This is a genomic window from Maribellus maritimus, from assembly GCF_022267315.1.
GTDB lineage: Bacteria > Bacteroidota > Bacteroidia > Bacteroidales > Prolixibacteraceae > Draconibacterium > Draconibacterium maritimum.
In genome coordinates this window covers 245,636-260,202 of the sequence record NZ_JAIKLE010000003.1, presented here as the reverse complement: position 1 = coordinate 260,202, position 14,567 = coordinate 245,636, and the positions used below count along the sequence as shown (strand labels likewise).

Genomic DNA, 14,567 nt, shown 5'->3' with positions numbered 1-14,567 from the left:
ATTTATATAAAAAAAGGAAAGAGGTTGTCGGAACAGACAACCTCTTTTTGTTTTAAAACTTACCAAATTTACAGGTAAGCCCGAAATTCAGCCCTCGTAAAACGTCTTCGTCAGTATCGTATAAATCGATATTTGAAGTAAACCGATAACTTGCGGTTGCGGCAACTCTAAACCAGCGTGTAAGATTGAACTCCAGTTCTGCGGCAGGTTCAACTACAAAAAACAGGTCGTGATCGAGTTCATCAAAAGGATGAACGTCCCAGTAATCCCAGCCGTAGTCTTCAATCAGTGCAACTCCGCCAAGGCCAAAAAGAACAGGGAATGACAGGTGTATCGGCTTTGTTCCTCCTAGAATAGGTTCGATGAAAATACCTCCGTAACCTCCTGCCAGCGTGTAATCCAGTGGGTGGCTATCGTAATAGGTATGGTAATCAAGGTTGTTTACAAAGCCGTAACCTCCCAATCCAATGGCGAGAGAATGATCAAAAATGAAAGCACCACGCCCTCCGGAAATAAAAGCATCTTTCCCGTCTATTTGAGTGTATCCAAAGGTAATAGCACCATAGCCACCATTGCTTCTATTTTTTGAAAAGATGGTTTGTACTTCGTCGTCGTTTCTGAAAATGTTTTGGGCATTGACATAGTTTACCCCGACTGCCAGAATAAGCAGTAAAATTATTTTTTTCATGGCTAATAAAAATTAATTGTTGTTTGTTAACTATTATGTTTCCAGTCTGTTTTGTTTGAACGTATTAAAAAAGATATTTAACGGTAAAAGCAAAATCAAAGAGTTGCAAGTCAAATGTTTCACGGCCAAACAACTCAAAATATGGTTTTACTTCCAGGCCTACTGACAAAGGAATTTCGTAAAAGACATATTCCAGTCCGGCCAGCCCGTCCATTCCTGCAATAACCGATGTTTTCTTTGAATACCAACGTGTGGTGTAATCATAGTGTACCACATCCCATGTTTCATAACCTGCATGAATCCCGGCACCATAGAAGAAAACCAGTTGTTCTGAAAAATCAAAAAGATCGTAGCGGTGAAATTCTTTTAGTGCATGCAACTGTAATCCACGGTCGCGTGTACTTAATAAAATTTTGTAAGAATTTACATCGTCGGTGTAAAACCGATATTCAAAACCCGGTGAAAGTCCCCCCCGGATACCCACTGCATGTCCATAGCCCTGCGCATTTGAAAAAATGGAGGGAAGAGTGAAAGCCAATAGTATTAAAATTCGTCTCATAAGTAGCTGAATTCAGAATGAATATTTGTTAATTATATGGTATAACGTTTCCCGAGCCGGAAATATGTTTTTCAATGCTGGGATTTCCGTAATAAAAAACACTTCCGCTGCCTGAAATCGATGCTTTCAGATAATTGTCTACATTTACCCACATGTTTCCTGAACCTGAGATGGTAGCTTCGCAGTTTCGCAGCGACAAGTCATTTGCATTAATTTTTCCGGACCCACTCACTAGAAAATCGCCAAAATTTGAACTGCCGGAAAGATCGAGATTTCCTGAACCTGAAATTACTGCGTCAAGGTTTAAGGCGTCCATTGCTGTTTCTATTCTTCCCGATCCTGAAATCGTTACCTTCATGTCATCTGTAATAAAATAGTCGGTTGTAATAACACCTGATCCGCTTTGGGTTATTCCTTCAATATACGGAGTTGTGATGTAAACTTCCATGGGTAAACGATTTTTTACATTGTGAAGTCCGCGGATATAGATGCGAAGTTTGTTTCTATTTACATTGGTTTCAATGTAGGGGAGGATGTTTGATTCTGCATTTACTACTACTTCAAATTCATCACCATTGGTGATGTGAACATCAAATTCTCCTTCTGACTGAACTTTGTTAAAATCGAGGGTGATTCTGCCTTCTGTGGCCGGTATCCCATTGCCGCTGATCGTAAAATCGTCGATACAGCTTGTTGCTCCAAATAAAATAATAACGGAACAAAAAAGTAAAAGTTTAATTGTTTTCATGACTTTAAAAAATTTGTTTTCTGTTAATTGTTTGTCTTTCTATTTCTAAGAGACAAGAGCTTTTTCGAAGGGTTGCAAATAGTGTGCAAAAAAGTTAATTTTTTTTCCGGGAAGTTATTTTTTCTTAATCAGAGAATATGTTGAGCTCTCCGGAGGTGGCATTAATAAACAGTTTTGTATTGGTATTCGTGTTTTGGTTGTACGAACCTTTTAATTCGATTTTATTCTCTTTTTCATCCAATACATTTTCTTCTTCGATATTCATCTCGCGGCATAAATCAAGTTCTGTTTTGGTGTGCGTAATTTCAAAACCAAAATTAGCATCCGGCGGAAAATAAAGGTTAATATCTGTTGAACGCGATTCAATAAAAATATTACTAAAGTCGGGATTTGTTTTTTCAACATCTATGTCGCCATATTCGGTTCGGAGGGTTGCACGATCGTTTAGTTCATTTATTCTGAAGTTGGAAAAGCTTCCTTCGGCATCAATTAAATCAGCCAGGCGAATACGGAATTTGTCTCTTCTTGAATCGGCGTCGAGTTCTTTTATTTCCAGAATCTCATATGTTGTTGACTTACTTACAATACGTAAGGATTCGGCTTTTCTCAGATATAAGTCGCTGTAATTACAGTCCAGCCTTCCGTTTTGCATCTGGTTTATGGTGGCGTCGGCAAAATTCAGGGTTAGATCGAGCCGTCCATTAAAATCGTGTGACTTAAGGTTTCCGTTTGACAGGTCTATTTCCACTTCCCCGGAGTAATCGCCTATAAAAATATCACCAAATTTATTTTCTATTTTTAATTTATTTGTTTTTGGTAGCCAAACCGTGTAATTGATTTCCATGTTGCCATCGGTTTGAAGGAGTGTTTCTTTAAATTTCAAAAATTCTTTTTCAAGTGCGCTTCTGTTTTCTCCAACCGAGGTTCTGAAAATCAGAAAGTGCTGGTTGTCTGTAATGTCAAATTTTATTTCATCCATTGATTTTTCCAGCCTCGATAACTTTTTTTCTTCAACGCGGATGTCAATGTTGATAACAACTGAATCTTTTTCCCAGGTGTTCATCTCAATTTTTCCATATTTATTGGCGATTTCAATCCGGGTTTCCGGCGAAACTTTAAAATGTTTTGAAATCTCCTTTGTTTCTGTAAACTGGGCGAAAACCGAACCCGGGACCATCCAGCACAAAAAGAATGTAGCCAATATTATTTTCAGTTGTTTCATTTTCCTGTTTTCAATTTAACAATTTATTTGCTCCAAAACTTCATCAACCAGTTTTAGGCGAGTGCGGTTATTGTCTATCATGGCTTCGATTACTGCTTTGTTTGAAATATTTTCTCTCAAATCGCCTTTTAATACATTGTACATCTGTTCCAGTTCGGTTAAATCGGTTTCGATTTCGCTTTTTAACTCTGGATTGGTGTAGTAACATTTTTTAATTTCCTTTAGTTTGCCGTTGACCTGATGAGCATAATATGCCTCGGCCTCCACAAGTTCTCGTAATTCAGGATCTTTTATCTTCCGTGCATAATTTCCCTGTGTAAAAATATTTGTTCTGTACAGAGTGACTGTAAATATAACTGCCAAAACAAGTACAGCAGCAACACGGAGCAAGGGAGTATTCAACCGTCTCATTTTCGGTTGATGGCTGGCCTGGTTTATATTTTTCCAAACTCTTGCCGATGGTTCGAATTGGTCGAACTCCTCGCGGTTGTTTTTCACAAATTCTTCCAAACGATCTGTTTTCATAATCCCCGGGATTTTTGTTCTTTCAATATTTCAATAATGCGTCGCTTTGCTCTCATAAACTGGCTTTTTGAGGTCGATTCCGTAATGCGCATAATCTGAGCAATTTCAGTGTGATCGTATCCTTCCAGTAAATACAGCGAGAAAACCATTCGCCCTCCTTCAGGTAACAACTCCATCGCCCTGGTGATATTTGCCACCGTAAATTGTACTTCTGCTTCTTCCTCCTCTTCTGGTTTGTCATAATGATAGATTTCCTCGCAATACGTTAGTTCCACTTTTTTTTTGTTTATCGCGTTTAAACACGTATTAACTACAATTCTTTTCAACCATGTTCCAAAACTCGATTCCCACCGGAACGATTCTATTTTCATGAAGGCCTGCGTAAAAGCTTCCTGTAACATGTCTTCAGCTTCTTCGCGGTTGTTCATTATTCTGTAACACACATTAAACATAGCCTTCGAATACAATTGGTAGAGCTCGTACCTGGCTTTGTCTTTGCCTTTTTTACAGGCTTCAACAATACTTTTATGTATTTGCTCTTTTGGTCCCAATTTTATTTCTTTCAATTATAACGACAAGGAAAAGTAAAAAGGGTTGCAAATTACTACATCGTTGTTTGAATTAATTTTTCAATATCTTTTTCTGAGTAGTCGGGAACGGCGCCGGGTTGTGATGCGACAAAAGCACCCGTAGCGCAGGCGTATTCCAGTGATTTTTCCGGTGAATAGTTTTTTTCGAGGTTCGCAACCAAACTTGCGAGGAAAGAGTCGCCGGCACCAACAGTGTCTACTGCGGTTACCTTAAATCCAGGGTGTTCAAAAATGGTGTTGTTTATGAACAACAGGGCTCCATTGGCTCCAAGGGTAACGCAAATATCGGGGCATTCATAAAATTCGGAAACCCATTGAGTCAGCTTGGTTAATTTTCCTGATTTGTTATGCCAGGACGCTATTTTTACCAATTCATCATCATTTAGTTTTACAAAGTCGGACAGATTTAGAAATGTTTCAACGATTTCACGATTATCAAACGGAGGTCGTAAATTAACATCAAATAAGCGTTTGGCGTCAGAGTTTTTTAACAGTTGGATCAATGTGTTTTTTGTTATTTCAGTTCGGGAGGCCAGAGAACCAAAAATAACAATGTCAGCATTTGAAACCAGTTTTTCTGTTTCGACATTGGAATTTATGTTGTCCCATGCAACCGGCTTGCATATTTCGTAGGTCGCATTTTTATTTTCGTCCAGATGAACAAGCACTTTACTGGTAGGTAACTCCTTGTCGGTAGCGATATAATTGCTATTCAATCCCGATTTTTCAAGAAAGCGGATTAGTGCTCTACCTTCCTGGTCATCTCCTGTTTTGCTGATTATTGCAGGATTTTGTCCCTGCTTTTTTAGATGGATGGCTACATTCATAGGTGCACCACCGGGTTTTGCTCCTGACGGAAGCATATCCCAGAGTATTTCACCAAAACATACGATGTTTTCAGTTTGATTTTTTTGCATAGTTTAAGTATTTTTTCAAAAATAGTTTTTTGTACTTTGCTTTCCGATTTATTTTTGATTTTTTGAATAGTAAAAAGAATAAAATATTATATTTGCAACCGCAAAAATAAATGGTGGTTGTAGTTCAGTTGGTTAGAACGCTGGATTGTGGTTCCAGAGGTCGCCGGTTCAAATCCGGTCTACCACCCAAAAAAGTCCCGGTATTTCCGGGACTTTTTTATTTTTACAGAATGCAACTTACCGGAATTATATTAGCGGGCGGAAAAAGCAGCCGAATGGGAAAAGACAAGGCACTACTCGAACTCGAAGGGCAAACTCTTTTGCAGCGAGCTATTCATTTTTGTCAATCTTTTTGCGGCGAAATTTTGATTAGCTCAAAGTCGTTGAAACATAAAGTTGACGGAATTCAGATTGTTTCTGATGAAATAAATGATTGCGGCCCGATTGGAGGAATTTATTCCTGCTTGAAAAAGTCGAAAAATGACTGGAATTTTGTCATCAGCGTTGATGCTCCTTTTGTTGAAATAGATTTTGTTTCCTTCCTGGTTGCTCAGAAAGAAGATTTTGATGCAGTGGTTCCTGTTCACAAAAGTGGGAGAGAGCCTTTGATTGCACTTTATAATAAAAATGCAATTGATGATTTTAAGTTACAAATTGAATCGGGAAATTTTAAAATGTACTTTCTCCTACAGCAAATAAAAACGAATTTTGTGAGTGTGGATGATTGGCTTGATAAATATTCTGATTTGTTTCGGAATCTGAATTTTCCTGAAGATTTGAATTCTGTTTTTTGAATTTACTCCCAATCGGGAGAAACACATCTGCTGCTTCTATTTTTTAGAAGATCATCAAAATTATTAAGGCTTTTTTTCATGAGTTCTGAATTTTCAGAATGGCAGGTTAAGCATGCTCCTACAGTGAGAATATTTTTTTGCTGCTCAACACTAAACGGAAATACATTTGAACGGGTTGAAACTTTGCCATCTCGTGTTTTCAGAAAATCAACCCATGCATCCGCCGGAAGTCCGTCTTCAATATTTTCGTATTTGGCATTGAAAAGCCATTTTCCTTCGCCGTTTTTTATTTCGTATTTTAATTCACCTTCTCCGTATCCCAAAGCAACCGGATCGTTGTGGCAGCTTACACAGCTTCTTCCTTTTGCCGAAGTTGTGTGCGGCGCTGCAGGTGCGTAGAGTCGGTGAAAAATATCCGCATCGTTTTCATTTTTCGAGAATGATTTTTTGTCAATCGTCAGAATCATGCCCGGAAGTACGGGAATTACTTCTGTTTTGTTCTCTGTTTTACGAATTCCCAAAGTTGGTTGCTGCGCTTTGTATTCTCCAATATATTCCACCCAACCGCCTTTTTGTTCCTGATTTTTTATCATGTTGTAGGCGCGCTCGTTTTCGTCAAAAGAGTTATGGCAACCAATACAAGTTGGCGCCCACGACGTGTGACAGCTTGAACAGGAGAGGCTGGAGTGAGCATTGTCTCGTGTGCAGACAGCAGCCGGCGATTTCATCGTCATCTTTTTGCCGCTGTTTTTGGTGAGAAAATAAATCGAGTCATTTTCAACAAAAGTGTTGATTAGTGCTCGGTTGTGTTTTTCTGTAACAAGAAATTTTCGTTCAGAAATATTTCCAAAACGGAGTGCGGCAATAATGGCAGATTCGTTGTCAAGGTCTTCAGCAGAAATGATTTTTGGTTGCCCGTCGATATGGCAATCGGAACATTGAACATCTTGCTGGTCTTCCTGGTGCGCATAATGGTTGCCATCGCCCATAACTTCGTATGAATGATGGCAATCAATACATTGCAATCCCAGTTGATGATGAACATCTTCCTTTTTTTTGATAAAAACACGGCTTTCTTCAATTAGCCGGTAGTTGCTGCTGTCTGGCATTTCAGAAGCCAATAAAGTGGTTTCGTGCCAGCCTTCGTAACTGGTTGAAATTCGTCCGGAACGACTGTGACACCCAAAACAATGATTATTGGTAATTTTTAAACTAATTTCCGGGTGGGCATTGATTAAATCTCCGTTATTTTGTGCGAGAGCGTTTTTTGCTTCTTCGCTGTAATTTAAATGGCAGGCTAAACATCCACCTCCGCGGCTTGTTTCAGTAATTGGCCCGTATACTGTTTTGGGATTTCCTAAATGACAACGAACGCATAAATTTTTAAGGTGTTCATCGGCGGCTGAGTTTCCCAAACGATGTACATCGGTTAAAATATCCGGATTGTCTTGCTCATTAAAAACAAAACGGTCAACACTAATCATTCCGCTAAGTGTTGCCATTAATCCGGTCGGAACTCGTTCCACAATTTCCGGGTGGCACTGGGTTGTACCGCACGATTGATTTGCCGTGTTTAAGTTGCCCGGAATTAAAATCATATTTCGGTGCGATTGCTTTTTTCCCGTAGCAAAAGGATTTCCTCCGTGACAGGAAAAACAGCCGATTGCTTCCGGAGAATGCGAATCAGTAAAACCATGAGTATTTGTGTGACAAGCCAGACAGCTTTCTTTTCTTCCCTGAATTACAGGTGAAGACATTGCTTCCCGGATGGTGTAGTCAGGAGAAAGTTTAACCTTTGGTGTTTTGAAATTGTGCAAAACGCTGTATGAATATTCGTTGTTCCAGGGCGTTTCCCACTTCCAGTTTTCTCCTCTAAAAAACAATCCGATAATAGTAAGAATTCCATAAAAAGCAGAGAAAACAAGCAATGTTCTTTTGCTAAGAAACATTGTTTTTCCTTTCGCTGAGTTCACAAAATAAATCAAAAGCAAAACTCCGAGAAAAAGAAGCAGTGACCACTCAGGGTGTTTTAGCCAGTGCAAAATTTCCTGAAATCCTACAAAATACCACGGGCCTTTTACTGCCGGATTTAAATTGTCGTGTAAAGGCGCACTTAACAAATAGCTGATTCCCAAAGTTCCAACAAATGAAAGAATGAAATCGGAAATCGGAGGCCAGTATTTCCGGCTGTGTTCAACCATTGCAATGGCAATAAAAATGGTAAAAGTGGCAATATGATGAACATAAATCAACTGATAGTTTTCTGAATCTCCAAGAAGCGAGTAAGCCAACGATTCTCCAATCAGCGGAATTCGTTCCGACAGGGTTTTCAAGATTTGACGGGCTTGCTCACTGTCGGCGTCTCCTTTTAAAAGAAAGCCCGAAATCATCGCCAGAGAAATAGTCAGAACTGCCAGGCTTAGTCGGAAGGCCATTCCCTTTTTTAAGCCGACTTTTTGTTTATAATGAAAATGATCATACAAATGAATGAGGCTGAAAACGAGAAAAAACTGAGAACTCCAATAGTGAAAATTTCGAATAAGCGATGCCCACGGATTGCTCACCATCATATTGCTGATGCTTAAATAAGGCGATTTTACATCAAAAGGAATGGCCAGAAAAACACCGGAAACAGCCACCAGCCAAAACATTGCCAGCGCCAGTGTTCCAAATGTTGTTTTATTTTTTTTCTTTGCCATCTATCCTTTGATTAATATATTCTTCCCTTCATCAGTAATTTCCGAAGGAACAATCCGAAGATTTTTATATGCCGGCCCTTTTAAAACACTTCCATTCAAATCATATTCGGAACCGTGGCATGGGCATACCAAACGTCCGTTTTCCTGCTTGTCGATTCTGCACCCCAAATGTGTGCAATGCGATGACAATACGGTGGTTTTATTTTCCTGATTTACGATTATATAATTGCCGTAAAAAGAAATCGTTTTGTTTTTATTGAAGGGCAACATTTTTTCTTTCTCTCCGCTTATTTCAATGTGGTTTAGCGTGAGTTTATTCCAAATAAATATAAAAAACGCGATAATTCCCCCACTGATTATCTGCAGAAACGTCCTTCTGTTTTTTATTTCCATTTGAAATTTCTTTCAGGCAAATGTAATAAAATGGAGAAATTAAAAAATGCTCAAAAAACGATGACTCCGGACTTAAATCTACAATTATTAGCTAATTATGTTTTATAGCATGCAGTTTGTAAGGAGGAATTGAACTTTTGCTATTCTGTTTAGTTGATTTTTTAAATTAAGTTTAAGAACTTATGTTTTTTATTAGGTGGCTTGTGTTTTATTGTTTGTTCTAATAATGTAAATATATAAATAATTAAAATATTGTTTCTGAATGGATTGTGAAAATAGATTTTTTGGTCTTTTTTTATTTTATTTAATTTGAAAATGATGGAATTTAACTTGCTTATTTTTAACGCTTTCAAATAGGAATGACAAGCCGGGAAAAAAGCAAATTCCTTTATATATTTGCCCAGGTATCTAGAAATATAAATATTTACATATAGAAGGTTGTAGCAAAGTGGAATTTTATATTTCTGGAGTGTTGAAAAGAGAAATTATTTCTGAAACAAATAAGAATCACGAATGAAAACGAGACGGGATTTTATAAAAATTTCAACAGTCGGTGCCGGAGCAGCAGCATTAACTTATAAGGCTTTGGGTTCAAAAGGCTTTGGTCTTTTTGAATCAAATTCTGTTGACCCGGTAAGTGATGAGGAACTAACTCCGTATCCTACCTATTGCGAGGTATGTTTCTGGAAATGTGCCGGCTGGGCTTATGTTGACAAAAGTGGTAAAATTAGAAAGATTGTTGGAAACAAAAATGACCCACATTGCAACGGTCGCTTGTGTCCCAGAGGAACTGGCGGTGTTGGGATGGTTTACGATGAGGACCGTTTGAAAACGCCGCTTATCCGGGAAACCCGAAAAGACGGAACTCAGCATTTTAGAGAAGCTACCTGGGAAGAGGCGCTTGATAAAGTTGCCAACAAAATGAAAGAGGTAAAAGAAAAGTACGGACCGGAAGCTTTTGGTTTATTTAACCACGGAACTCCCGGCGGGCAATTGCATCACCTTTTGCGTGCCTATGGTTCGGAAAGCAATGCAGAACCCGCATTTGCCAATTGTAGGGGGCCGCGTTCATCTGCTTATTTTTCCACATTCGGAGCTTATGTTGGCTCGCCGGAAAGTACCGATATTCGCGACACCAATTGTTTGGTTTTAATCGGTTCACATATTGGTGAAAACATGCACAATTCACAGGTGCAGGAAATGTCTGACGCTATCGATAAAGGGGCGACAATTATTACTGTTGACCCACGATATTCAACGGCGGCGGCTCATTCCAGTTTCTGGCTACCCATAAAACCGGCAACAGATATTGCGCTTCTTATGGCGTGGATTCATGTATTGATCTATGAAGGACTGTACGATAAAGATTATGTTGAAAAATACACTTTTGGGCTGGAATACCTGAAGGATCACGTAAAAAATATGACTCCGGAATGGGCGTATGGAATTACTACCATTGAACCGGAACAAATTAGGAAAACTGCAAGGGCGATGGCCGGAGCTGCTCCTGCGGTGGTTATTCATCCCGGACGCCACGTGGTTTGGTACGGTGACGATACCCAAAGGGGAAGAGCAATGGCGATTCTAACAGCTCTGCTTGGCGCCTGGGGAAAACGAGGCGGGCTTTATTTCCCCGAAGGAGTTTCTGTTCCTGCTTATCCGCATCCGCATTTTCATGAACCAGAATGGACATGGAAAGATTGGAATGCAGGAAGATATCCGCTCGCAACAATGGGAATTACTACCGAATTATTAAAAGCTTCGGTTCCAAAATACAATTACAAACACCAGGTAAAAGCCTGGCTGGTAGCCGGAACAAATCTTCCGCTTTCAATGCCGGATAAACGATTATTTAAGGAGGCTGCTGATGCCGTTGAATTTATTGCGGTGATGGATACTATGCCAATGGATATTACTGGTTACGCCGATGTTGTTCTGCCGGAAGCAACTTATTTGGAAAGATACGATGTAATCCGCTCTGCTGCGAATCGTGAGCCCAATATCGCTTTACGAATGCCGGCAATTGAGCCGAAATACAATACAAAACCCGGCTGGTGGATCGCAAAACAAATTGGTGAAAGATTAGGACTTCATGATTATTTTAATTTTGAAGACTATTCTGAAGTTATTGATTGGCAGTTAAAACAGTTGGGGACTTCGCTGGAGGAAATGAAAAAAATCGGAGTAAAAAAATATCCGAGAAAAAGTGGTCCTCTATATCTTGGTGATGGAGAAGATTTTGAGTTTAACACAAGTACAGGAAAGATAGAATTATATTCTGTCGATTTCGCCGACCATGGATTTGATCCGATTCCGAAATATACAAAACACCCGGAACCACCGGCAAATTTTTACCGACTTATTTACGGACGTGCTCCAATGCATACGTTTAGCCGTACTTCAAACAATCCAAATTTATCAGATTTGATGAGTGAAAACAGTGTTTGGGTAAATCCCAAAGTGGCTGATTTGTGGGGATTAAAACGAGATCAGGAAGTTTGGCTGAAAAACCAGGATGGCGCAATAACTTCTTTCCCCGTGAAAGTCAGGGTAACCGAGAGAATTCGCTGGGATTCTGTTTATATGGTACACGGATTTGGTCATAACAATAAAAAACTTTCACGCGCTTTTGGCCGTGGAGCGAGCGATACAGAAATGATTACCAATGTTGCCGTTGACCCGATTATGGGAGGAACCGGAATGAGAGGAAACTTTATTACATTTTTAACTGAAGATCCAGCTTTGGAAGGAAAGGAGGTTAAAGCATGAGATACGCAATGGCAATTGACACCAAAAAGTGTGTCGGATGTGGCGACTGTGTGGTAGCCTGCCAAACAGAAAATAATGTTCCGCACGGCTATTGCCGCGACTGGATTGTGGAACGCGTTGACGGAACCTATCCAAGTCTTGATTTGGAATTTCGCTCAGAGCGTTGTAATCACTGCGATAATTCTCCATGCGTAAGATGCTGCCCAACCGGAGCCAGTCATATTGAGGATGGTGGTATTGTTTTGGTGGAACACAACAAGTGTATTGGTTGTGGAGCCTGTATCCAATCCTGTCCTTACGATGCAAGGTATTCGCATCCGGAAGGGTATGTTGATAAATGTACTTTTTGTATCCACCGTGTCAAAAAAGGCCAAAACCCGGCTTGTGTTGAGGTTTGTCCAACCAAGTGTCTTCACTTTGGAGATTTGGATGACCCGAACAGTGATGTTTCTCTGGCAATAAAAGACCGGAAATGGAAAGTTTTAGCTCCTGAAGCCGGAACAAAACCTCAATTGTATTTTCTTACATAACCCGTAAAATTTTGCAAGATGAAAGAAGAACTTTTTGTAAGCGGACGAAATATACCCAACATTGATCCCTACCTGAATATCTGGCACTGGCAGATTCCTCTCTATTTGTTTTTGGGAGGCTTGGCTGCCGGAGTATTGTTTTTTGCCGGATATTTTGTTGTTCGGGGAAAAGAAAAAAAGATGCAGGCTACTGTAAAATGGGCACCGATTATTGCTCCCATTGCACTTGTTCTTGGTCTTGGAGCACTATTCTGGGACTTAAAACATAAATTGTATTTCTGGCAATTGTATACAACTATTCGCCTTGAATCACCAATGGGCTGGGGTGCCTGGACATTAATGATAATCACGCCAATATCATTTGTGTGGGTAGCAAGTTATATGAAGGAAATCTTTCCCTGGTGGGACTGGAAATTTAAGTTTCTCGATAAATTTGAGGCATTTGTAATCAAGTACCGTGTTTACCTGGCGTGGGTAATGATGATTTATTCCATTATTCTTGGGGTTTACACCGGCATTTTATTGTCAGCATTTAATGCCCGGCCACTTTGGAATACTTCTATACTCGGGCCACTTTTTCTTGTATCCGGTTTTTCAACGGGATTGGCCGCTACAATCTGGATAAGCAAGGATGAAAAGGAACGAAAGATTTTAAGTCGGATAGATCTGATCTTTATTTTTGTTGAATTATTTCTGATTGTCCATTTATTCATGGGGTTCCTTGCTGGTTCGGAAACAGCGATTGAGGCAGCCAGACTGTTTCTTGGCGGACAATTTACGGTTAGTTTCTGGGTATTTGTTGTTTTGCTTGGACTGATTTTTCCGGCAACCTTGGAGACACTTGAACTGTGGGGTTATCATGTTCCCAAATGGCTACCTTCAGCATTAATTTTGTTTGGTGGATTTATGTTCCGCTTTATTATGGTTGAAGCCGGTCAGATAACAAGATATTTATATTAAAATTCAGGATTATGAAAAATACAATGGATAATCAACCCAAATATATAAATCCTTATCTGGGAGGAGTATTACTCGGACTGCTTATTATAGCCACTGTTTTTATTACAGGAAGGGGGCTTGGAGCCAGCGGGGCAATCAAAAGTTCGGTGGTGACAACGGCAAATACAATTTCCCCCGAGGGTACAAAGGAAAATGCTTATATGGGGCAATTTGTGAGTGACGACCATTCGCCAATGTATACATGGTTGGTTTTTGAATCTCTGGGAGTTTTTCTGGGAGGATTGTTATCAGGAATAATTTTTGGCCGCGTGAAAAAATTTCGTACAGATCATGGCCCTAAAATCACATCAAGAAAACGTTTGATTTTTGCTTTGATTGGTGGAGCGCTATTTGGAATTGGCAGTCAGTTTGGTCGAGGATGTACCAGTGGTGCTGCGTTGAGTGGAAGTGCAACTTTTGCTTTGGGCGGTGTAATCGTTATGTTCTCCATTTTTGGAACAGGTTACATCCTGGCGTATTTCTTTAGAAAATTATGGATTTAGAAAAACAAATTAAAAGATAGTAAACATGGGACCTTTAATTCCAAATGGTATAATCGGTGGAGGCTGGGATTTTGTAATCGCCATTTTGTTGGGAGTAGCTTTTGGCTTTATTCTTGAAGCTTCCGGCTTTTCATCTTCCAGAAATATTACCGGTGTATTTTACGGATACAATTTTGTTGTGCTCCGCGTGTTTTTCACCGCATTAATTGTTGCAATGGTTGGCCTGATGTATTTCGACTATTTTGGCTGGCTTGATCTTTCCAAAATATTTATTCTTCCAACCTATGTAACCCCAATGATTTTTGGTGGAGTAGTAATGGGACTGGGATTTATCCTGGGTGGATTTTGCCCCGGAACAAGTTTTACAGCCATCGCAATTGGTAAACTGGATGCACTGCTTTTTACCATCGGATTGTACATTGGTATTTTTATCTTTTCTCTTGGATATCCGCTTATTGAAGGTTTTTACAACAGTGGAAATCTAGGGAATGTTACATTAACTGATGTGACCGGAATTCCTGCAGCCTGGTTTGCTCTGGCGTTTACAGTGGTTGCGCTTGCAGCTTTCTGGGGAACGATGATAATTGAAAAGCGTGTTCGAAAAAATATGAAAGAATATAAATTCTAATCT

15 protein-coding genes and 1 tRNA gene are annotated in these 14,567 nt (G+C 39.6%); 7 read left to right on the top strand and 9 right to left on the bottom strand.

The features are described from left to right. Positions 1-52 precede the first annotated feature (52 nt). From K5G00_RS04470 to K5G00_RS04440, 7 genes are all read right to left on the bottom strand, one after another. The gene (locus K5G00_RS04470) at positions 53-688 is read right to left on the bottom strand and encodes a hypothetical protein (RefSeq protein ID WP_238764569.1); all 636 of its coding nucleotides are present in this window, start codon (positions 686-688) and stop codon (positions 53-55) included. Between the two features lie 64 nt (positions 689-752). Next, entirely contained in the window at positions 753-1,247 is a 495-nt protein-coding gene (locus K5G00_RS04465; RefSeq protein ID WP_238764568.1) for a hypothetical protein, read from the bottom strand. Positions 1,248-1,275: 28 nt separating this feature from the next. Then, positions 1,276-1,995, bottom strand: a complete 720-nt coding sequence (locus tag K5G00_RS04460) for a head GIN domain-containing protein (RefSeq protein WP_238764567.1) — start codon at positions 1,993-1,995, stop codon at positions 1,276-1,278. Positions 1,996-2,119: 124 nt separating this feature from the next. Next, positions 2,120-3,217, bottom strand: coding sequence for a DUF4097 family beta strand repeat-containing protein (locus tag K5G00_RS04455; RefSeq protein WP_238764566.1), 1,098 nt, complete (start codon positions 3,215-3,217; stop codon positions 2,120-2,122). A gap of 15 nt (positions 3,218-3,232) precedes the next feature. Beyond that, positions 3,233-3,742: a hypothetical protein gene (locus K5G00_RS04450; RefSeq protein ID WP_238764565.1), complete on the bottom strand. Its 510-nt coding sequence runs from the start codon at positions 3,740-3,742 to the stop codon at positions 3,233-3,235. Next, positions 3,739-4,308: an RNA polymerase sigma factor gene (locus K5G00_RS04445; protein WP_238764564.1), complete on the bottom strand. Its 570-nt coding sequence runs from the start codon at positions 4,306-4,308 to the stop codon at positions 3,739-3,741. The genes K5G00_RS04450 and K5G00_RS04445 overlap by 4 nt, the downstream gene beginning before the upstream one ends. A gap of 38 nt (positions 4,309-4,346) precedes the next feature. Next, positions 4,347-5,249 (bottom strand): carbohydrate kinase family protein, encoded by a 903-nt coding sequence (locus tag K5G00_RS04440; RefSeq protein ID WP_238764563.1) that lies wholly within the window; start codon positions 5,247-5,249, stop codon positions 4,347-4,349. 112 nt (positions 5,250-5,361) lie between these two features. Between K5G00_RS04440 and K5G00_RS04435 the strand changes: the two genes are divergently transcribed. Together K5G00_RS04435 and K5G00_RS04430 are read left to right on the top strand one after the other, a co-directional pair. Next, a tRNA-His gene (locus K5G00_RS04435) sits at positions 5,362-5,437 on the top strand. Between the two features lie 42 nt (positions 5,438-5,479). Further along, positions 5,480-6,043 carry a molybdenum cofactor guanylyltransferase gene (locus K5G00_RS04430; RefSeq protein WP_262921278.1) on the top strand — a complete coding sequence of 188 codons (564 nt, stop codon included), beginning with the start codon at positions 5,480-5,482 and terminating at the stop codon, positions 6,041-6,043. 2 nt (positions 6,044-6,045) lie between these two features. Here K5G00_RS04430 and K5G00_RS04425 read toward each other — a convergent pair whose 3' ends face one another. Then, positions 6,046-8,742, bottom strand: coding sequence for a cytochrome b family protein (locus K5G00_RS04425; protein WP_238764559.1), 2,697 nt, complete (start codon positions 8,740-8,742; stop codon positions 6,046-6,048). Next, positions 8,743-9,135 (bottom strand): QcrA and Rieske domain-containing protein, encoded by a 393-nt coding sequence (locus K5G00_RS04420; protein WP_238764557.1) that lies wholly within the window; start codon positions 9,133-9,135, stop codon positions 8,743-8,745. It abuts the gene before it with no gap. 513 nt (positions 9,136-9,648) lie between these two features. On the opposite strand from K5G00_RS04420, the gene K5G00_RS04415 reads away from it, so the two are divergent. The 5 genes from K5G00_RS04415 to K5G00_RS04395 are packed head-to-tail and all read left to right on the top strand — an operon-like array spanning position 9,649 to position 14,564. Further along, complete coding sequence (locus tag K5G00_RS04415) at positions 9,649-11,904, top strand: molybdopterin-containing oxidoreductase family protein (RefSeq protein ID WP_238764556.1); 2,256 nt, start codon at positions 9,649-9,651, stop codon at positions 11,902-11,904. Beyond that, the gene (locus K5G00_RS04410; RefSeq protein ID WP_158864241.1) at positions 11,901-12,434 is read left to right on the top strand and encodes a 4Fe-4S dicluster domain-containing protein; all 534 of its coding nucleotides are present in this window, start codon (positions 11,901-11,903) and stop codon (positions 12,432-12,434) included. The genes K5G00_RS04415 and K5G00_RS04410 overlap by 4 nt, the downstream gene beginning before the upstream one ends. A gap of 18 nt (positions 12,435-12,452) precedes the next feature. Then, positions 12,453-13,394, top strand: a complete 942-nt coding sequence (gene nrfD, locus K5G00_RS04405) for an NrfD/PsrC family molybdoenzyme membrane anchor subunit (protein ID WP_158864239.1) — start codon at positions 12,453-12,455, stop codon at positions 13,392-13,394. An 11-nt stretch (positions 13,395-13,405) separates the two neighbouring features. Next, positions 13,406-13,936 carry a YeeE/YedE thiosulfate transporter family protein gene (locus K5G00_RS04400; protein ID WP_238764554.1) on the top strand — a complete coding sequence of 177 codons (531 nt, stop codon included), beginning with the start codon at positions 13,406-13,408 and terminating at the stop codon, positions 13,934-13,936. 25 nt (positions 13,937-13,961) lie between these two features. Further along, entirely contained in the window at positions 13,962-14,564 is a 603-nt protein-coding gene (locus K5G00_RS04395) for a YeeE/YedE thiosulfate transporter family protein (protein ID WP_238764552.1), read from the top strand. Positions 14,565-14,567 lie beyond the last annotated feature (3 nt).